This window comes from Ectopseudomonas guguanensis, from assembly GCF_900104265.1.
In the GTDB taxonomy this organism is placed as follows: Bacteria; Pseudomonadota; Gammaproteobacteria; order Pseudomonadales; family Pseudomonadaceae; genus Aquipseudomonas; species Aquipseudomonas guguanensis.
The window spans coordinates 31,048-49,688 of the sequence record NZ_FNJJ01000004.1; the positions used below are offsets into that span (position 1 = coordinate 31,048).

Consider the following 18,641-nt stretch of genomic DNA (forward strand, 5'->3'; position numbering starts at 1 on the left):
GTTTTCAACACAGCATGGCCGAGCGCAGTAGCTTTCAGTCCGGGATCACCGCGATCACGTCGATCTCCATCAACCACTGCGGCTGGCCGAGGGCCGAGACCACCAGGCCGGTGGAGATCGGGAACACGCCCTTGAGCCACTTACCGACCTCCTGGTAGACCGCCTCGCGGTAGCGCGGGTCGATCAGGTAGGTGGTGGTCTTGACGATATGCGACAGGTCGCTGCCGGCCTCTTCCAGCAGCTGCTTGACGTTCTTCATCGCTTGCTCGGTCTGCGCGCGGGCGTCGCCGAGGCCGACCAGACGGCCCTCGAAGTCGGTGCCGACCTGGCCGCGCACGTACACGGTGTTGCCGGCGCGCACCGCCTGGCACAGGTCGTTGTCCAGGCTCTGGTTCGGGTAGGTGTCTTTGGTGTTGAACATGCGGATGCGGGTATGGGTGGGCATCGACTTACTCCCAAGAGGCGGTTTGTTGGACGGTGCTGGCCTGACGCTGCCCGGCGTCACGGTACTCGGCGTACGAGCGCTGGATGGCGATGTGGTCGGCGATGTGCTTGGCGTCGTGCCACACGCCCCAGATAAAGGTGGAGCCGCGGCGCGACAGCCAGGGCAGGCCGACGAAGTACACCCCCGGCTCGCTGGACACGCCGCGCTGGTGCGCAGGCTTGCCCGCCGCGTCGAAGGCATCGACCTGCAGCCAGCTGAAATCCACCGCGTAGCCGGTGGCCCAGATGATCGAGGCGATACCGGCGGCGGCCAGGTCGAGTTCGCGAATCGGCTGACGGATGCACTCGGCATCCGGGTAGATCCGCCGCGCCTCGGGCTCTTCCGGCAGGTCGAGGCCGTTGCGCGCGACATAGGCGTCGGCGGCGTCGAGCAGCGCCAGGTAGTTCTCGTCGCCACGTGCCAGGTTCTCCGCCAGGTCGTCCTGGAAGCGCACCACGCCGCCGTCGAACGCCTCGGTCAAGCCGACCAGGGTCATGCCCTGCTGGGCCAGGCGGCGGAAATCGATGGTCTCGCCGCCCCGCGCGCCGCTGACGGCGATGGTCACGTGCTCCCTGCCCGGCTGCGCCGCCTCGGCGTCCCACAGGCCGAGCACGCCCAGCCACCAGCAGAAGTCGCGGTTGCGGTAGCGCCGCGGCGGGCGGTCGTGCGGGCCCACCGAGAGGTAGACGCGGCGCCCGGCACGCATCAGCTCGTCGGCGATCTGCACCCCTGAGGAACCGGCGCCGACCACCAGCACCCCGCCCTCCGGTAGCTGCTGCGGGTTGCGGTAGGCGGCCGAGTGGATCTGGTAGAGCGATTCGTCCTTGGGCGCGATGGCCGGGATCACCGGACGCTGGAAGGGGCCGGTGGCGGAGACCACACGGTTGGCCTGGATCACCCCGGCGGAGGTCTCCACCGTGAAGCCGACGCGGTCGGGGTTGCGCCGTACGCGGCGGACCTCCACGCCGGTGCGGATCGGCGCGTCGAACTGGCGGGCGTAGGCCTCGAAGTAGTCCGCCACCTGATCCTTGCCGGCGAAGGCGTCGGGGTCGAGGTCGAACTCCAGGCCGGGGAAACGGTCGTGCCAGGCCGGGCCGTTGGCCACCAGCGAATCCCAGCGCCCACTGCGCCAGGCTTCGGCGATGCGGTTCTTCTCCAGCACTAAGTGCGGTACGCCGAGCTTGCTCAGGTGCTCGCTGACGGCCACGCCGGCCTGGCCGGCGCCGACCACCAGAGTGTCGACTTCGCCGGGCAGGGCCGCCGCATCCCGGTAATGCTGAAAGGCGGTTTGATTCAGGTCGTTCATGGCAGAGTTCCTCGGACGCTGATCGTTGTTGTTGTGCTGTCGCGGCTAGCCGCTGGGTGTTGGCCGCATTCTGTGCAGCGCGAGAGATTCGCGAAATTATGTTTTTTGTCGTCGCTGGCGAGGAAAAAGCTGCAGGCACGGCAAGTCCGCGGCCTGGGCGGCCGAATCCGGGGGCTATAGGATTTTTAGGATCGCAAGCGACAGATTTGCGGGGTTGATGCGCGCCCGGTTGCCAGCTCACGTAGGGTGCGCCGTGCGCACCAGGGGGCCCAAAATGCAAAAGCCCCAGGCCGTAGGGTGGATGACGCTCTTTTCATCCACCACAGCGATGCGATGGCAGCCCTGGTGGATGGATAAAGCGCCATCCACCCCTACCCCGCCGGCAATTGGTGCGCACGGCGCACCCTACGGTTGTCGGTGTTCACGCGCACCAGAGACGCCAAAACGCAAAAGCCCCGGCACTGGGGCCGGGGCTTTCGGGTGTTGCGGGAGACGCTTAGAACTGCGCGGCGTCGAGCAGATACAGCGACTCGCTACCGGCCTTGACCGACGCACTCAGCGAGTGAATGCGCGGCAGCAGGCGGGCGAAGTAGAAGCGTGCGGTACCCAGCTTGCTGGCGTAGAACTCGTCCTGCCCTTCCTTGCCCAGCGCGGCCCTGGCCATCAGCGCCCACATATAGGCATAGGCGGTGTAGCCGAACACGTGCAGGTACTCCACCGACGCCGCACCGATCTCGTTGGGGTTGCTCTTGGCACGGTCCAGCACCCAGGCGGTCAGCTCATCGAGGTTCTGCACGGCCGCCGCCAGCGGCTTGGTGAACTCGGCGAGGCTGGCATCGGCCGAGGCGACGAAGGCCTTGATCTCGTCGGCGAAGTGCTTGTAGTAGCTGCCGCCGCTGCCGACGATCTTGCGCCCCATCAGGTCCAGCGACTGGATGCCGTTGGTGCCTTCGTAGATCTGGGTGATGCGGCAGTCGCGCACCAGCTGCTCCTGGCCCCACTCGCGGATGAAGCCATGGCCGCCGAAGATCTGCTGGCCATGCACGGTGGTCTCCAGCGCCATGTCGGTGAGGAAGGCCTTGGCCACCGGGGTCAGCAGCGCCACCAGTTCGTCGGCGCGCCTGGCGGTGTCCTTGTCCTCGCTGTACTTGGCGGTGTCGAGCTGCATGGCGACGTAGCTGGAGAAGGCGCGACCGCCCTCGTTCAACGCCTTCATGGTCAGCAGCATGCGGCGCACGTCCGGGTGCACGATGATCGGGTCGGCGGCCTTGTCCTTGGCCACCGGGCCGGTCGGCGCGCGGCTCTGGATGCGCTCGCGGGCGTACTCGATGGCGCTCTGGTAGCTGCGCTCGCCCAGGGCCAGGCCCTGGATGCCGACGCCCAGGCGCTCGTAGTTCATCATGGTGAACATCGCCGCAAGGCCCTTGTTCACTTCGCCGACCAGATAGCCGGTGGCGCCGTCGAAGTTCATCACGCAGGTGGCAGAGGCCTTGATGCCCATCTTGTGCTCGATGGAGCCGCAGCCCAGGGCGTTCTTCTCGCCCAGCGAGCCGTCGGCGTTCACCATGATCTTCGGCACCAGGAACAGCGAGATGCCTTTCGGCCCGGCCGGTGCATCGGGCAGCTTGGCCAGCACCAGGTGGATGATGTTCTCGGTCAGGTCGTGTTCGCCGCCGGTGATGAAGATCTTGGTGCCGCTGATCTTGTAGCTGCCATCGGCCTGGGGTTCGGCCTTGGTGCGGATGATGCCGAGATCGGTGCCGGCATGCGGCTCGGTCAGGCACATGGAGCCGGCCCAGACGCCGGCATACATGTTCGGCAGGTACTGCGCCTTCAGCTCTTCGCTGGCGTGGTTGAGGATCGACAGGCAGGCGCCGGCGGTGAGCATCGGGTACAGGCCGAAGGACAGGTTGGCCGAGTTGACCATCTCCTCGACCTGCGCGCCGATCACCTTGGGCATGCCCATGCCGCCGAACTCCGGCGAACCGCCGACACCGACCCAGCCGCCTTCGGCGTAGGTGCGGTAGGCCTCGGGGAAGCCGGCCGGGGTCTTCACCACGCCGTTATCCCAGCTGCAGCCTTCCTCGTCGCCGCTGCGGTTCAGCGGGGCGATGCTGCCGGCAGTGACCTTGCCAGCTTCTTCCAGGATGGCGCTGGCAGTCTCTGCATCCACCACCTCGGCCAGGGCCGGCAGCTCGGCCCAAAGCTTGGAAACTTCGAAAACTTCATTGAGCACGAAGCGCATGTCGCGCAGGGGGGCTTGGTAATCGGCCATGACACATCCTCGAAAAACGGACTTACGTGAGAGGGCCGAGTTTACTTGAACAACTTTACAGACACATAGGGTCGTGTTGTGACCAATTATTCGATAAAGGTCACTAACTATCTGATTGATGAAGAGCGGAGGAAAAACCTCATTGACCGCTCGTCGCCGACTCGGCTATTCGCCCCCGGAGGCCAGCTTGACGGCGCCACGACGCTGGCCGGCGCTGCGGATGCAGTTGCGCCCGGCGGCCTTGGCGCTGTACAGCGCCTTGTCCGCTTCCTTGATCACTTCCTGAGGGTTGCGCTGCTCCGCCTTGCGCTCGGCCACGCCAATGCTGACGGTCACCGACACCTCGCTGGCCCCCTTGCCGGCGCGGCGCGGCTTGCCCTCGCGATCGTCGCGTGGCCGGTTCTGCTTGTCGCGCAGTTGCATGCGGTACTGCTCGATGGCCAGGCGCACGGCCTCCATATGCGGCAGACACTGCTCCAGGCTCCTGCCGGGGAACAGCAGGGTGAACTCCTCGCCGCCGTAGCGATAGGCCTTGCCGCCACCGCCGACCTTGCGCAGCTGGCTGGCGACCAGGCGCAGCACCTGATCGCCGACATCGTGACCGTGGGTGTCGTTGAATTTCTTGAAATGATCGACGTCGACCATGGCGATCACGTAGTCACGCCCCAGACGCTGCAGGCGCTCGTTGAGTGCGCGCCGACCCGGCAGCCCGGTGAGCTCGTCGCGGAACGCCATCTGGTAGGCCTCATGAGCCACCGAAGCCACCAGCATGAGCATCACCATGCTGATCATCACCTGCAGCGCGTTGGCCAGGATGAATACCTGCGGCAGCATCCAAAGCAGGCCGCACAACCCCAGCAGTTGCGCCGCGTGCAGCGGTCGAGGACGACGCAGGTACTGCACCAGCAAGGCGACGAAGGCCAGCAGGAACATCAGATAGGCCAGCTGCGCCAGGTTCATCCAGGCGCCATGCAGCGCCGGCCAGTGAATCTGCGCCAGCCACTCGGCGATGCCCTGCGGATAACGCCGCGCCAGGCCGAAGGCCACCGCACCGATCGCCAGCAGTACCAGCGCGCGAGCCAGCATGTCCTGCGCCAGGTGCGAGCGTTCTTCCCAGCAGCCGTACAAGGCGTAGAGCAGCGGCAGCAGCAGGCAGACCAGGTGAAAGACCAGCGCGGCATCGTCGCGTACCTGACCGCTGTCACGGAAGTGATCGACCTGGATATCCAGCAGGAAATAGCCGACATACAGCGCCAGCAGCAGGAACACCTCGCGCTGGCGGCCATAGACCAGACAGAAGGCGCCTCCCAGCAGCAGCAGGAGGGTTGGCAACACGTTGAACAGGGACAGGAAGAAGTCGCCGAGCGCCGGCAAGCGTGCAGCCACCAGCCCACCGACCAGCAAGGGCAGCGAGGAGAAGAAGTGACTGAGGCGCAGATTGGCCGGACGAATCACGCTGGCATCCCGGACGGTAGATGCAGGCATTCTGCCTGCTTCAACTCCTGAAAACAGCGACAGGATGCGACATTCGCTTCAATGCACGGCGCAAAAACGACAACGCCGCCCCGAGGGCGGCGTTGTGATTCAACCTAACCGGATTAGAAACCCAGAGCGAAATGCTCTTCGTCCATCTCCATCAGGTTGTTGGCGCCGGACAGCATGGCTTCGACGTGCGCGCGGGTGCGCGGCAGGATGCGTGCGAAGTAGAAGCGCGCGGTCTGCAGCTTGGCCTTGTAGAAGGCCTCGTCTCCGGTACCGGCAGCCAGCTTCTCGGCGGCCAGGCGCGCCATGTCGGCCCAGAAGTAAGCCAGGCAGGCGTAGCCGGAGTACATCAGGTAGTCCACGGAGGCGGCACCGACTTCCTCGCGATCCTTCATCGCAGCCATGCCGATCTTCATGGTGACGTCGCCCCACTCCTTGTTCAGCTTGGCCAGCGGCTCGATGAACTCCTTGACGGAGTCGTTGCCTTCGTTGGCCTGGCAGAACTTGTGCACGATCTTGGTGAAGTTCTTCAGCGCGCCGCCCTGAGTCATCAGCACCTTGCGACCCAGCAGGTCCAGCGCCTGAACGCCGGTGGTGCCTTCGTACATCATGGAGATGCGGCAGTCGCGCAGGTTCTGCTCCATGCCCCACTCGCTGATGAAGCCGTGGCCACCGTAGATCTGCATGCCGTGGGAAGCGGCTTCGAAGCCCACTTCGGTCATGAACGCCTTGGCGATCGGAGTCAGGAAGGCCAGCAGCTCGTCGGCGGCCTTCTTCTCTTCTTCGTTCTGGCTGTACTTGACGATGTCCACTTGCTTGGCGGTGAAGTAGACCATGGCGCGGTTGCCTTCGGCGAACGCCTTCATGGTCAGCAGCATGCGACGCACGTCCGGATGCACGATGATCGGGTCAGCGGCTTTTTCCGGGGCTTTCGGGCCGGTCAGCGAACGCATCTGCAGACGCTCGCGGGCGTACTTGATACCACCCTGGAAGCCGACTTCGGCGTGGGCCAGGCCTTGCAGCGCGGTCCCCAGACGAGCGGTGTTCATGAAGGTGAACATGCAGTTCAGGCCCTTGTTGGCCGGGCCGATCAGGAAGCCGGTGGCACCGTCGAAGTTCATCACGCAGGTGGCGTTGCCGTGGATGCCCATCTTGTGCTCGATGGAGCCACAGGAAACGGCGTTGCGCTCGCCTACGCCGCCTTCGGCGTTGGGCAGGAACTTCGGCACGATGAACAGCGAGATACCCTTGGTACCGGCCGGGGCATCGGGCAGGCGGGCCAGAACGATATGGACGATGTTGTCGGCCATGTCGTGCTCACCAGCGGAAATGAAGATCTTGGTACCGGTGACCTTGTAGCTGCCGTCGGCCTGCGGCTCGGCCTTGGTGCGCAGCATGCCCAGGTCGGTGCCGCAATGCGGCTCGGTCAGGCACATGGTGCCGGTCCACTCGCCGGAAACCAGCTTGGTCAGGTAGGTGTGCTTCTGCTCGTCGGTGCCGTGAGCGCTCAGGGTGTTCATGGCGCCGTGGGACAGGCCCGGGTACATGCCCCAGGACCAGTTGGCCGAACCGACCATCTCGCTGATGGCCAGGCCGAGGGATTCCGGCAGGCCTTGGCCGCCGTGCTCGACGTCATGGGCCAGGCTCGGCCAGCCGCCCTCGACGAACTGCTGATAAGCCTCTTTGAAGCCGGTCGGGGTCTTCACGCCGGATTCGCTCCAGGTACAGCCCTCGGTGTCACCCACACGGTTCAGCGGAGCCAGAACCTGCTCGCAGAACTTGGCGCCTTCTTCGAGGATGGCGTCGACCATGTCCGGAGTGGCGTCCTGGCAACCTGGCAGGCTCTGATAGTGAGCTTCATAGCCCAGCAGCTCGTCACGAACGAAACGAATGTCACGCAAGGGGGCCTTGTAGTCAGGCATAACGGTAAACCTCTGCGGTGGATTCCTAGTAGTTGGGGTGACCGGCTTTGGCGGTCGCTCTCGGGATCACTCCCGGCTGCCTCGCACGCGGCTGCGGCCAAAGCAATCAAACAGGCGTTTGAAACATACGTTTACGCCAACCCCTTGTCAAGCGCTGCCAATCGGCCCGCTACGCGACCAGATCGACACGCGGCTCAGGCGCGGGCAATTCACCCAGACGCCGATACAGATCAAGATTAGGCGCTGACTGCGCGGCCTGCTGCTGGCCCGTCTGTTGCTGCTCGTCGCGCCGGGCCTGGGCACGTTCGTCGCGCGCCTGCTCCGCTGCCGCAGCCTCCTCACGACGCAGCTCGGCCAGCTCGACGCGTGCCTGGGCGGCCTGCGCCTGGGCCAGCGCAGCCACACGCAGGTCCTGCGCAGAGGGTTCAACCGGGGCCAACGCCGCACGCAGGACGATCTCCATCTTGCGCAAGGTGGCCTCAGGGTCGTTGGGAACGGGCGCGGTATCGATGCTGACTTCGCCGGACACGGCGTAACGCTGGCCATCGGGCCCGCGCTTGAAGCTGTAGGTGGGAGCTCCGGCGTACTGGCCGCCCACGGCCGCGTGTGCCTGCTCGTGCGCACGGACCTCGCGGTCGCGCTGCACCAGTTCGGCGATTTCCAGCTGTTCCAGGCGCTGCTCCTGCGGGCTGGGCTCGCTGTCGGCGGCACGCCCTTCGGTGGCAGGGCGATCGGCCTCCTCGCGTCCCGAGGCGGCCGAATCCGCCTGCTGTTCCTGAGCAGCGGCCACCGGCGACAGATCGGCGCGGAGCATATCGGGGGAGACATCGGACGAAAGCGGGCGGGCCGGCGCGGCGGAGGGCGCAGGTGCGAACGACGGCAGACTGTTGCCGATCAGCATGTGCTCCCTCCTGCCCCGTTGCTGGCCGCTGCAGCGGCCGGGGCGGAACTACCTATGCACGGGTGTCGATCAGGGTGCCCAGCACTTCGTCGGCGGTTTCCACCACCCGTGCGTTGGCGCGCACCTCGTTCTCACCGACGCGCAACGCCACCAGACTCTCGGCGAGGTCGGGACGGGTCTGCTCGGCAGCGCGTGGCGCCTGGTTGACCTGATTCTGTGCCGGGGTCTGCTGGCTCGCCGGCTGCTGCGCTGGCTGGCTGACGGAATTGCTGGCGATCTCGACGGCAGCCTGCTCGACACGACGCTGCCCGGCCTGAATGCCGCTCAGACCCGAGTTGAATGCATTGGCGGAGATTTCCATCGACAGCTCCCTGGGGGAAATAGAACCTGACGTCCTGTATTGAAGCAGAAGACGGCTAAAAAATGTACAGACAAAAGGCTATCGTCTGTTTGCTGTTTATTACCAGTCTGCCAGCCGCTCAAGGCTGAGATGCCCCGCCACCGCCGCGGCCTGTGCGCTCGCCAGCCGTGGCACCTGACCCAGGCAGGGTGCTGGCAAGCGCTCGGCGAGGGTCGCCAGGTTTTCCTCCAGGCGCGAAGTCTGCGGGTCGACCACGTTGGCCACCCAGCCCGCCAACTGCAGACCATCGCGGGCAATGGCTTCGGCGCTCAACACGGCGTGGTTGATGCAGCCAAGGCGCACGCCAACCACCAGAATCACCGGCAGCCCGAGTGCCACGGCGAAATCGGAAAGGTTCTCGGTGCCGGCCAGGGGCACACGCCAGCCGCCGGCACCTTCCACCAGAGCGAAATCCGCGCCCTTGGTCAGGATCGCCCTTACCGGCCCGAGCAGACTGGCGACATCCAGCTGCACCCCGGCCTCGCGTGCCGCCAGGTGCGGCGCGATGGCCGGTTCGAAGGCCAGCGGGTTGACCTCCTCGTAGCGCAGCGGCAGGGAGCACTGCGCCAGCAGCGCGAGGGCATCGTCATTGCGCAGGCCGTCGGTGCTGGCGACGCAGCCGGAGGCCACCGGTTTGGCCGCCGCCGTGCTCAGCCCGTGCAGACGCGCGGCATGCAGCAGTCCGGCAGCGATGGTGGTCTTGCCGATTTCAGTATCGGTACCAGTAACGAAGTAGGCGTGAGTCATCGGTCGAATCCTATGCCGGGGTGGTCTTGCCGGCTCCTTGGAGCAAGCCGGGTATCGGTGCCGGTCGCGAAGTAGGCGTGGGTCATCGGTCGAATCCTATGCCGGGGTGGTCTTGCCGGCTCCTTGGGGCAAGCCGGGTATCGGTGCCGGTCGCGAAGCAGCCGTGAGTCATGTTGCTTTCCTCTGCGACATCCGAATGCATTCTGCCGCGCCGCGAAACCGCGCTAGCGGGGTTTGCCCAGCACGCCGTAGACCACCTGGTAAGTGGCGGGCAGCCCGGCTGGCTGGCGGAACGTCTCATAGGCCTCGATCAGCGCGCGAATCCGCGCGGGACCGGTCAGCCCGCCCGGGCGGCCGGGGTTAAGGTTGTGCGCGCCGAGGTCCTTGAGCGAACGGGTCAGGCTACGCACATCGGCAAAATGCAGGGTTTCGGCCCGGCGCTGCAGCGCCAGCACCTGCATCTCGCTGCCTGCACAGAGCTGCTGATAGTCCTCGAAGCGGCGAAAGCGGTTGACGTGGACGAAGCCATCGACCGCCTGCCAGCTGTCGCGCAGCTCCTGCAGGGTGCCGACGCACAGGCTGGAAAAGGCCATCATGCCGCCGGGGCGCAGCACGCGCCGGGCCTCGCTCAACACCCGCTGAAAATCTCCGCACCACTGCAGGGCCAGGCTGGAGAACAGCAGATCGACGCTGGCGCCTTGCAGCGGCAGGGCTTCGGCATCACCGGCGATGAAGTGCAGCGCGCCGCCCTGAGGCCTGGCATGGCGCAACATGCCCTCGGCGATATCCACCGCCACGCCCTCGCCTGAGGGGTAACGCTCGGCCAGGGCGCGGGTGAAAAATCCCGTGCCGCAGCCCAGATCCAGCCAGCGCTGCGGTTGCAGCGACGCGGGCAGACGCGCCAACAGCTGCTCGCCGACACTGCGCTGCAACTCGGCCACGGCGTCATAACTTTCGGCAGCGCGGGAAAAGGAGGCGGCGACCTGGCGCTTGTCCGGCAGACCGCCGTACTCGGCTTGCTCGCTCATGGGCGGCCCTCGCAGACGGTGGCCTGTACGCCGGGGGATACGCACAGCTGGTGCGCGCGGCGCACCCTACGAGTGCTCGGCATCCCCGGAAAGCGGGGGTGCGACGCCTCTACGTAGGGTGCGCCATGCGCACCAGAAAATTCCGGCAGCTGGTGCGCGCGGCGCACCCTACGGGCACTCGGCATACCCGGAAAGCGAAGGTGCGACGCTTCTACGTAGGGTGCGCCATGCGCACCAGAAAATTCCGGCAGCTGGCGCGCGCGGCGCACCCTACGAGCACTCGGCATACCGGGAGAGCGAGTACGCGACGCTTCTCCGTAGGGTGCGCCATGCGCACCAAAAAATTTCGGCAGCTGGCGCGCGCGGCGCACCCTACGGATGCTCGGCATCCCCGGGAAGCGAGGGTGCGATCCCCCTGCGTAGGGTGCGCCATGCGCACCAAGGGATTGCGGCAGCTCGCGCCAGCAAGCCAGCCCCCTACACGCCACCATCGTTGGCCTCACGGATAAAGTCGAGCAACAGCGCCGCCAGCATGTGTGGCTGCTCCAGGACGAAGGCATGACCGCACCCCTCCAGCACGTCCACCTCGCCAGCCGGCACAAGCCCCAGCAGGTCATCGCTGACGGCAGCCGGTACCAGAGCATCCTGCTCGGCCAGCAGGTGCAGTTGCGGCCCAGCGAACGCGGCCAGCGCCGCGCGATTGTCCAGGCTCGCCAACAGACGCAAGCCGGCCAGCAGGGCAGGCTCGTCGCTGCGAGACAAATGGCTGTGCAGCTGTCGCGACAGGCCTCGGGCGTCGGCGCCGCCCTGTGCGCAGAGCATGGCGAAGCGCTTGAGGGTAGCGCCTGCATTGTCCTGGCAACCCTGGTAAAAGGCGGCGTAGGTGGCCGCCGGCATCGCTTGCGGCCAGCTGTCGCTGGCCACGAAACAGGCGTTGCTGGCCAGGGTGATCAGGCCCCGACAACGGTGGCCGCGGCGAGCAGCCAGGGCGCTGGCGAGCATGCCGCCAAGCGACCAGCCGGCCAGCCAGCAGTCATGCGGCAGGCGTGTGTCCAGTTCGTCGAGCCAGTCGCCTGGCGCCGCGCCGGTCAGCCGTGGCAGGGCCGGCACCTGAACTTTCACCTCGCTCCCCAGCGCATCGACCAATGGCTGCAGCACGGCTCCCTCCAGGCCCCAGCCCGGCAACAGCATCAGCGTTTCACGCATTGTTTTGTACCTGCGGCCAGCAGTCGGCCAGAGCGTCCAGCAGCAGCTCGAGCTGCGCCTCGCTGTGCGCGGCGGACAGGGTCACGCGCAGCCGCGCGCTGCCCGCCGGTACGGTCGGAGGGCGGATGGCGCCGACCAGCAGGCCGCGGTCCTTGAGCAGGGCCGAGAGTTTCAACGCCCGGGCGCTGTCGCCAACCAGGATCGGCTGGATCGGCGTCGGGCTGTCCATCAGGCTCAGGCCGATCTCGGCCGCACCCTGGCGGAAGCGCGCGATCAGCCGCTGCAGGTGCTCGCGGCGCCAGCTTTCGCTGCGCAGCAGCTCCAGGCTTTTCAGCGTGGCGCAGGCCACCGCCGGCGGCTGGCTGGTGGTGTAGATGTAAGGGCGGGCGAACTGGATCAGGGTCTCGATCAGCTCCTCGCTGCCGGCAACGAAGGCACCGGCGGTACCGAAGGCCTTGCCCAGGGTGCCGACCAGCACCTGCACATCATCCTGGCCCAGGCCGAAGTGCTCGACGATGCCGCCGCCGGTGGCGCCCAGCGGGCCGAAGCCATGAGCGTCGTCGACCATCACCCAGGCCTGGGCGGCACGCGCCTCAGCGCACAGTGCGGGAAGGTTGGCGAGGTCACCGTCCATGCTGAACACGCCATCGGTGACCACCAGGCAGTTGCCGCTGACCTTGCGCAGGCGATTGGCCAGGCTCACCGCATCGTTGTGCAGGTAGCGCGAGAATCGCGCCCCCGAGAGCAGGCCGGCATCGAGCAGCGAGGCATGATTGAGGCGATCCTGCAGCACGCTGTCGCCCTGCCCCAGCAGCGCGGTGACGACCGCCAGGTTGGCCATGTAGCCGGTGGAGAACAGCAGCGCCCGCGGGCGCCCGGTGAATTCCGCCAGCGCCTCTTCCAGCTCGTGGTGCGGCGTGCTGTGGCCGATTACCAGATGCGAGGCGCCGCCGCCGACGCCCCATTTTTCCGCGCCCAGCTGCAGGGCACGGATCACCTCGGGGTGATTGGCCAGGCCCAGGTAGTCGTTGGAACAGAAGGCCAGCAGCTCCTGATCGTCGGCGCGCACCTGCGGCCCCTGCGGGGTCTGCAGCAGCGGGCGCTGGCGGAACAGATCGGCGGCCTGGCGCTTGGCCAGGCGGCTAGCGAGATCGAAACTCATGCACGTTCCCCGTAGGAGCGAAAAGCCAGGACAGGGTGTCATTCGCGAGCGGAGCTCGCTCCTACATACAAAGGAATCAGGCCGAAGCGGCGTTGTAGAACAACCTGGAATCGCGCTGCTCGACCAGCGCCTGCTCGATGGCCGCCTGGTGCACCTCGTCGGCATGTTCCTCGCGCTCTTCCGGCTTGATACCGAGGCGCCTGAACAGGGCCATGTCCTTGTCCGCCTGGGGGTTGGCGGTGGTCAGCAGCTTCTCGCCGTAGAAGATCGAGTTGGCACCAGCCATGAAGGCCAGGGCCTGCATCTGCTCGTTCATCTGCTCGCGGCCGGCGGACAGGCGTACATGGGATTTCGGCATCATGATGCGCGCCACGGCCAGGGTGCGGATGAAGTCGAACGGGTCGACGTCCTTCTCCTCAGCCAATGGCGTGCCCTTGACCTTGACCAGCATGTTGATCGGCACGCTTTCCGGGTGTTCCGGCAGGTTGGCCAGCTGGATCAACAACCCCGCGCGGTCGTCCACCGACTCGCCCATGCCGAGGATGCCGCCGGAGCAGATCTTCATCCCCGCCTCGCGCACGTAGGCCAGGGTCTGCAGACGCTCACCGTAGGTGCGGGTGGTGATGATGTTGCCGTAGAACTCCGGTGAGGTGTCGAGGTTGTGGTTGTAGTAGTCCAGCCCCGCCTCGGCCAGCGCCTGGGTCTGCTCCTGGTCGAGGCGGCCGAGGGTCATGCAGGTTTCCAGACCGAGCTTCTTCACGCCCTTCACCATTTCCAGCACGTAGGGCATGTCCTTGGCCGACGGATGCTTCCACGCCGCGCCCATGCAGAAACGGGTGGAGCCGATGGCCTTGGCCTCGGCGGCGGCCTTGAGCACCTTCTCCACCTCCATCAGCTTTTCCTTGTCCAGGCCGGTGTTGTAGTGGCCGGACTGCGGGCAGTACTTGCAGTCTTCCGGGCAGGCGCCGGTCTTGATCGACAGCAGCGTCGAGACCTGCACACGGTTGGGGTCGAAGTGCTGACGATGGACGCTCTGCGCCTGGAACAGCAGGTCGTTGAACGGCTGCTCGAACAGTGCGCGAACCTCGGCGAGAGTCCAGTCGTGACGGGTGGTGGTTTCAGCGGTTGCGCTCATCAGAGAAGTCCTTCGACGCTTGGCGGCATCTGTTGTCGGGTCCACAGCGGGGCATTCAGGCTTTGGCCATCATAAGTGGCGATTGGATGCTGTCAACCAGCACAAAGACACAGGTTTACATCTGATCATTTATCGATCAACAGAACTTCTCACATGGCATAAGGCCAAATGCCTAACCCCTCAACAGGATGCTCTGCATGCAAGTAGAAGGTTTTTTCGAAGGACTCGGCGAAGCGCTGGGCCGCGCCATCCGTTTCATCGTCGACATGCTGTCCGGCGTGCTGGGCGCGATGGCCGATGCCATCGACGACTTTCTCCATGGGTTGGCCAGGGCCATCGGCATGGACGTGTCGATCTTCAGCATCATTCTGCTGATCATCGGTCTGCTGTTTCTCTTCAACGGCGTGCGCTCGTTCCTGCGCGGCTCGATCATCGGTGGGGTGATCTGGCTGTTTCTCGGTCTGATCGTCATGGGCTGGCTGATCCGCTGACGCTGGCTACACTTCCGGTATCCTCGCTCACGGATGAGCCGCCATGCCACTGTTCGACCTCACCTCGCTGCGCCGCCTGCCCTGGCTGCAACCACGCCGCCATTGCCAGCTTTGCGATGAAGCAACCGATCACCCCACGCACAGCATCTGCACCGCCTGCGAAGCCGAGCTGCCCTGGCTCGGCGCGCACTGTCAGGTCTGCGCGGTGCCGCTGGCGGCTCACGGGCTGATCTGCGGCGCCTGCCAGAACAAGCCGCCGAGCTTCACCCGCGTGGAAGCGCCCTGGCGCTACGCCTTTCCGGTCGACAATCTGATCACCCGTTTCAAGCACCAGGCGCAGTGGCCCCATGGTCGTCTGCTCGCCGAACTGCTGGCCGAGCATCTCGGCCACGCCTACGACGAAGGTCTGCCAAGGCCGCAGGCCCTGCTGCCGGTGCCGCTGGCACGCAGGCGACAACGGCAGCGCGGCTTCAACCAGGCGCAGATGCTCGCCGACTGGCTGGGCGCCAGCCTGAAGCTGCCAGTACACAATGACTGGCTGCAGCGCCGTCTCGATACGCCCGCCCAGCAGGGTCTGGATGCCGCCACGCGCAAGCGCAACCTGCGCCAGGCATTCAGCCTCGGCCTGCAAGCGCAGGTTGCCGGCGCTCACCTGGCGCTGGTCGACGACGTGCTTACCACGGGGGCGACGGCCGGGATGCTCGCTCAGTTGCTGCGACGCGCTGGCGCCCTGCGGGTCGACGTCTATTGCCTGGCACGTACGCCGCGGCCGGGCGATGGTTGACTTGACGCACCTGGCACAGTCGCGCACCGTGCCGACATCCTTTTTGCCATGCCCGAACCATGTCGCAGCTCGATCCCCTCGCCCAACTGCTCAGCCGTCGACCGAAACGCCTGGCCCTGCTCGAACAGATCGCCGAACAAGGCTCCATCACCCGTGCCGCCAAGGCTGCCGGGCTGAGCTACAAGGCGGCCTGGGATGCCATCGACGAGCTGAACAACCTGTCCGAACAGCCTCTGGTCAGCCGCAGTGTCGGCGGCAAGGGCGGAGGCGGCGCACGTCTGACGCCCGCCGGCGAGCGACTGCTGGCACTGCAGCGACGCCTGCAGGCGTTGCAGATGCAGTTGCTGCAGGCCGCCGGTGACGATGCCGACCTGGAGCTGCTCGGCCGCCTGATGCTGCGCACCAGTGCGCGCAACCAGCTGACCGGCCGCGTGCATGCGATTCATGCGCAGGGGCACAACGACCTGATCACTATCGAACTGCCTGGTGGCTGCCACCTGCAGGCGCTGATCACCCATGACAGCACGGAGAACCTGCAGCTGAGCGCTGGCAGCAGCGTGGTTGCCCTGATCAAGGCCGGCTGGCTGGAGCTGCAACCGCTGAGCCAGCCGGCAGACGTCGAGCGCAACGCACTGGAAGGCCGCATCGAGCAGATCCTGCCGGCCAGCGATGGCCCCAGCGAAGTGCGTGTGAGCCTGGCCAACGGTCAGACGCTGTGCGCCTCGGTCGAGCCGCAACACCTGGCGACGCTGGGCCTGGTCGACGGCGACCCGGTGCGCGCGCAGTTCGCTGCCAGTCAGGTGTTGCTGGGCACGCAGCTGTAGAAAGGGTGCGACCCGGCATAACCCTAGCGCGGATGAAATACGGGAATTTCGCAGGGGCTTGCCCCGGATTTCATCCGGGCTACAAGGCTGGGCACGCAACTGTAGGGCGGGTGCAACCCGCCAGCCATTTCAGCGGCGTGTTGCAACCGCCCTACGGCCAGACCATCCGCCAGGTACACTGTGCGTCCACCTTTGCGGAGCCGCTCATGAGCCATCCCTTTTCCACCCTCACCCCGGATCTGGTGCTCGATGCCGTGGAGAGCCTTGGCTACCTCAGCGACGCCCGCGTCTTGGCGCTCAACAGCTACGAGAACCGCGTCTATCAGGTGGGCATCGAAGACGAAACGCCGCTGATCGCCAAGTTCTATCGCCCGGACCGCTGGAGCGATGCGGCGATCCGCGAAGAGCACGCCTTCAGCCTGGAACTGGCCGAACACGAAGTGCCGGTGGTGGCGCCACTGCTGCGCGATGGCGAGACGCTGTTCGAACATGGCGGCTTTCGCTTCGCGTTGTTTCCCCGCCGCGGCGGACGCGCGCCGGAGCCGGGCAACCTCGACCAGCTGTATCGCCTCGGCCAGTTGCTCGGGCGCATGCATGCCATCGCCGCCAGCCGCCCCTTCGCGCATCGCGAAAGTCTGACGGTCAGCGGCTTCGGCCACGCCTCGCTGGCCGCCCTGCTCGATGGCGGCTTCGTACCGCGCAGCCTGCTGCCCGCCTACGAGTCGGTGGCGCGCGACCTGCTCGCCCGGCTCGACGAGCTGTTCGCCCGCGTGCGCTACACGCCGATCCGTCTGCACGGCGACTGCCACCCCGGCAACCTGCTGCACCGCGACGACGCCTTCCATATGGTCGACCTCGACGACTGCCGCATGGGCCCGGCGGTGCAGGACCTGTGGATGATGCTGGCCGGCGAGCGCCACGAACGCCTCGGCCAGCTCGCCGAGCTGGTCGACGGCTATCAGGAATTCCACGACTTCGCCGCCCGTGAACTGCCGCTGATCGAGGGCCTGCGCGCCCTGCGCCTGATGCACCACAGCGCCTGGATCGCGCGGCGCTGGGACGATCCGGCCTTCCCCCTGGCCTTCCCCTGGTTCGCCGGTGAGCGCTACTGGGGCGACCAGATTCTCTCTCTGCGCGAACAACTGGCGGCGCTGGACGAGGAGCCGCTGCGGCTGTTCTGAGGCGTCGGTAGGGTGCGCCGTGCGCACCGATGCGGGCGATGCCGAACGGTGAGCAGGTGTATCCGGAACGGCTGGTGCGCGCGGCGCACCCTACCTGGACGGCGACCCGCAACGCCAACAGTGGAATAACCCCGGATGGCACCGGGCTACGTGCTGGGTCGACCGATACAGTTATGCACGCCGCGTAAACTTTGCCTTACGACTTTGCCGGCACTTCGGTATGTGGAAAAAGCTGAACGAACAGACAAGGCAGCGGACAGAACGCTAGAATTTCGCGGCAACCGTTAGCTGCCTAACCAAGGATTTCCAATGGCCACCGCCAACCCGCAACGCGGGTACATTCTGGGCCTTACCGCCTACATCATCTGGGGTCTGTTCCCGCTCTACTTCAAAGCTCTGCAAAGCGTGCCGGCGATGGAGATCATCGTCCACCGGGTACTCTGGTCGGCGCTGTTCGGCGGCCTGCTGCTGCTCGTCTGGAAACACCCGGGCTGGTGGCGCGAGCTGCGCGACAACCCCAAGCGCCTGGCGGTGCTGGCCGGCTGCGGCCTGCTGATCGCCACCAACTGGCTGGTGTACGTGTGGGCGGTGAACAGCGAGCGGATGATCGAAGCCAGCCTGGGCTACTACATCAACCCGCTGATCAACGTGCTGCTCGGTCTGCTGATCCTTGGCGAGCGCCTGCGCCGCCTGCAGTGGCTGGCGGTCGGTCTGGCCGCGCTGGGCGTGCTGCAGCAGCTTTGGCAGGTTGGCAGCCTGCCCTGGGTATCGCTGGTACTGGCGCTGACCTTCGGCTTCTACGGGCTGATCCGCAAGCAGGCGCCGGTGGCAGCGCTGCCCGGGCTGGTGGTGGAAACCTGGCTGCTGCTGCCGGTGGCACTGGCCTGGCTGGTGCTGCACCCTGCGGCGATGAGCAGCCAGGCGAGTTTCTGGACTAGCAGCCAGGCGCTCTGGCTGGCGGCAGCCGGCCCCATCACCCTGGTACCGCTGGTGTGCTTCAACGCCGCGGCGCGGCATCTGCCCTACACCACGCTGGGCTTTCTGCAGTACCTGGCGCCGACCCTGGTGCTGCTGCAGGCCATCCTGATCTTCGACGAGCATTTCTCGCCGAGCACCCTGCTGGCCTTCGCCTGCATCTGGGCCGGGCTGTTTGTATACAGCCTGGATATCTGGCTGAGCCTGCGCAAGCGCTCGAACGCTTAACTCGGCGGTGCGCGCAGCGCACCCTAGGATTCCGCGCCGAGCATCCTCGTAGGGTGCGCTGCGCGCACCGGCTCTCTTTCACTGAACAAAAAACACCCATCCGGCGCCAG

General features: G+C 66.1%; 17 protein-coding genes. 5 read left to right on the top strand and 12 right to left on the bottom strand.

The features are described from left to right. Positions 1-34 precede the first annotated feature (34 nt). The 12 genes from BLS61_RS06975 to bioB form a co-directional block, all read right to left on the bottom strand. Positions 35-445 (bottom strand): RidA family protein, encoded by a 411-nt coding sequence (locus tag BLS61_RS06975; RefSeq protein ID WP_090429263.1) that lies wholly within the window; start codon positions 443-445, stop codon positions 35-37. A gap of 4 nt (positions 446-449) precedes the next feature. Further along, on the bottom strand, positions 450-1,790 hold the full coding sequence (locus BLS61_RS06980) for a flavin-containing monooxygenase (RefSeq protein WP_090429266.1): 1,341 nt from the start codon (positions 1,788-1,790) through the stop codon (positions 450-452). Positions 1,791-2,286: 496 nt separating this feature from the next. Further along, a complete protein-coding gene (locus tag BLS61_RS06985) occupies positions 2,287-4,065 on the bottom strand; it encodes an acyl-CoA dehydrogenase C-terminal domain-containing protein (RefSeq protein WP_090429269.1) in 1,779 nt (592 codons plus the stop codon). A 165-nt stretch (positions 4,066-4,230) separates the two neighbouring features. Continuing rightward, positions 4,231-5,550, bottom strand: a complete 1,320-nt coding sequence (locus BLS61_RS06990; RefSeq protein WP_394328137.1) for a GGDEF domain-containing protein — start codon at positions 5,548-5,550, stop codon at positions 4,231-4,233. Between the two features lie 113 nt (positions 5,551-5,663). Beyond that, on the bottom strand, positions 5,664-7,469 hold the full coding sequence (locus BLS61_RS06995; RefSeq protein ID WP_090429276.1) for a phenylacyl-CoA dehydrogenase: 1,806 nt from the start codon (positions 7,467-7,469) through the stop codon (positions 5,664-5,666). Between the two features lie 169 nt (positions 7,470-7,638). Beyond that, positions 7,639-8,370 (bottom strand): putative metalloprotease CJM1_0395 family protein, encoded by a 732-nt coding sequence (locus tag BLS61_RS07000; RefSeq protein ID WP_090429279.1) that lies wholly within the window; start codon positions 8,368-8,370, stop codon positions 7,639-7,641. Positions 8,371-8,422: 52 nt separating this feature from the next. Next, entirely contained in the window at positions 8,423-8,731 is a 309-nt protein-coding gene (locus BLS61_RS07005) for a hypothetical protein (RefSeq protein WP_090429284.1), read from the bottom strand. Positions 8,732-8,830: 99 nt separating this feature from the next. Further along, positions 8,831-9,517 carry a dethiobiotin synthase gene (gene bioD / locus BLS61_RS07010; RefSeq protein ID WP_090429287.1) on the bottom strand — a complete coding sequence of 229 codons (687 nt, stop codon included), beginning with the start codon at positions 9,515-9,517 and terminating at the stop codon, positions 8,831-8,833. A 224-nt stretch (positions 9,518-9,741) separates the two neighbouring features. Further along, on the bottom strand, positions 9,742-10,545 hold the full coding sequence (bioC, locus tag BLS61_RS07015; protein WP_090429290.1) for a malonyl-ACP O-methyltransferase BioC: 804 nt from the start codon (positions 10,543-10,545) through the stop codon (positions 9,742-9,744). A gap of 477 nt (positions 10,546-11,022) precedes the next feature. Beyond that, positions 11,023-11,751, bottom strand: a complete 729-nt coding sequence (locus tag BLS61_RS07020; RefSeq protein ID WP_090429291.1) for an alpha/beta fold hydrolase — start codon at positions 11,749-11,751, stop codon at positions 11,023-11,025. Then, entirely contained in the window at positions 11,744-12,913 is a 1,170-nt protein-coding gene (gene bioF / locus BLS61_RS07025; RefSeq protein WP_090429294.1) for an 8-amino-7-oxononanoate synthase, read from the bottom strand. The genes BLS61_RS07020 and bioF overlap by 8 nt, the downstream gene beginning before the upstream one ends. A 76-nt stretch (positions 12,914-12,989) precedes the next feature. Then, the gene (gene bioB / locus BLS61_RS07030; protein ID WP_090429297.1) at positions 12,990-14,048 is read right to left on the bottom strand and encodes a biotin synthase BioB; all 1,059 of its coding nucleotides are present in this window, start codon (positions 14,046-14,048) and stop codon (positions 12,990-12,992) included. A 197-nt stretch (positions 14,049-14,245) separates the two neighbouring features. Between bioB and BLS61_RS07035 the strand changes: the two genes are divergently transcribed. The 5 genes from BLS61_RS07035 to rarD all read left to right on the top strand — a co-directional run bounded on the left by BLS61_RS07035 (position 14,246) and on the right by rarD (position 18,531). Then, entirely contained in the window at positions 14,246-14,539 is a 294-nt protein-coding gene (locus BLS61_RS07035; RefSeq protein ID WP_090429300.1) for a hypothetical protein, read from the top strand. 43 nt (positions 14,540-14,582) lie between these two features. After that, complete coding sequence (locus BLS61_RS07040) at positions 14,583-15,323, top strand: ComFC family protein (protein ID WP_090429303.1); 741 nt, start codon at positions 14,583-14,585, stop codon at positions 15,321-15,323. A gap of 59 nt (positions 15,324-15,382) precedes the next feature. Continuing rightward, the gene (locus tag BLS61_RS07045) at positions 15,383-16,147 is read left to right on the top strand and encodes a TOBE domain-containing protein (protein ID WP_090429304.1); all 765 of its coding nucleotides are present in this window, start codon (positions 15,383-15,385) and stop codon (positions 16,145-16,147) included. Positions 16,148-16,353: 206 nt separating this feature from the next. After that, a complete protein-coding gene (locus BLS61_RS07050) occupies positions 16,354-17,328 on the top strand; it encodes a serine/threonine protein kinase (RefSeq protein ID WP_090429307.1) in 975 nt (324 codons plus the stop codon). Between the two features lie 309 nt (positions 17,329-17,637). Further along, positions 17,638-18,531 carry an EamA family transporter RarD gene (gene rarD / locus BLS61_RS07055; RefSeq protein ID WP_090429310.1) on the top strand — a complete coding sequence of 298 codons (894 nt, stop codon included), beginning with the start codon at positions 17,638-17,640 and terminating at the stop codon, positions 18,529-18,531. Positions 18,532-18,641: the final 110 nt, after the last annotated feature.

Excerpts from the sequence above, each read along its gene's own strand:
- BLS61_RS06975 (WP_090429263.1), bottom strand. The coding sequence starts at position 445 with ATGCCCACCCATACCCGCATCCGCATGTTCAACACCAAAGACACCTAC.
- BLS61_RS06980 (WP_090429266.1), bottom strand. The coding sequence starts at position 1,790 with ATGAACGACCTGAATCAAACCGCCTTTCAGCATTACCGGGATGCGGCG.
- BLS61_RS06985 (WP_090429269.1), bottom strand. The coding sequence starts at position 4,065 with ATGGCCGATTACCAAGCCCCCCTGCGCGACATGCGCTTCGTGCTCAAT.
- BLS61_RS06990 (WP_394328137.1), bottom strand. The coding sequence starts at position 5,550 with ATGCCTGCATCTACCGTCCGGGATGCCAGCGTGATTCGTCCGGCCAAT.
- BLS61_RS06995 (WP_090429276.1), bottom strand. The coding sequence starts at position 7,469 with ATGCCTGACTACAAGGCCCCCTTGCGTGACATTCGTTTCGTTCGTGAC.
- BLS61_RS07000 (WP_090429279.1), bottom strand. The coding sequence starts at position 8,370 with ATGCTGATCGGCAACAGTCTGCCGTCGTTCGCACCTGCGCCCTCCGCC.
- BLS61_RS07005 (WP_090429284.1), bottom strand. The coding sequence starts at position 8,731 with ATGGAAATCTCCGCCAATGCATTCAACTCGGGTCTGAGCGGCATTCAG.
- bioD (WP_090429287.1), bottom strand. The coding sequence starts at position 9,517 with ATGACTCACGCCTACTTCGTTACTGGTACCGATACTGAAATCGGCAAG.
- bioC (WP_090429290.1), bottom strand. The coding sequence starts at position 10,545 with ATGAGCGAGCAAGCCGAGTACGGCGGTCTGCCGGACAAGCGCCAGGTC.
- BLS61_RS07020 (WP_090429291.1), bottom strand. The coding sequence starts at position 11,751 with ATGCGTGAAACGCTGATGCTGTTGCCGGGCTGGGGCCTGGAGGGAGCC.
- bioF (WP_090429294.1), bottom strand. The coding sequence starts at position 12,913 with ATGAGTTTCGATCTCGCTAGCCGCCTGGCCAAGCGCCAGGCCGCCGAT.
- bioB (WP_090429297.1), bottom strand. The coding sequence starts at position 14,048 with ATGAGCGCAACCGCTGAAACCACCACCCGTCACGACTGGACTCTCGCC.
- BLS61_RS07035 (WP_090429300.1), top strand. The coding sequence starts at position 14,246 with ATGCAAGTAGAAGGTTTTTTCGAAGGACTCGGCGAAGCGCTGGGCCGC.
- BLS61_RS07040 (WP_090429303.1), top strand. The coding sequence starts at position 14,583 with ATGCCACTGTTCGACCTCACCTCGCTGCGCCGCCTGCCCTGGCTGCAA.
- BLS61_RS07045 (WP_090429304.1), top strand. The coding sequence starts at position 15,383 with ATGTCGCAGCTCGATCCCCTCGCCCAACTGCTCAGCCGTCGACCGAAA.
- BLS61_RS07050 (WP_090429307.1), top strand. The coding sequence starts at position 16,354 with ATGAGCCATCCCTTTTCCACCCTCACCCCGGATCTGGTGCTCGATGCC.
- rarD (WP_090429310.1), top strand. The coding sequence starts at position 17,638 with ATGGCCACCGCCAACCCGCAACGCGGGTACATTCTGGGCCTTACCGCC.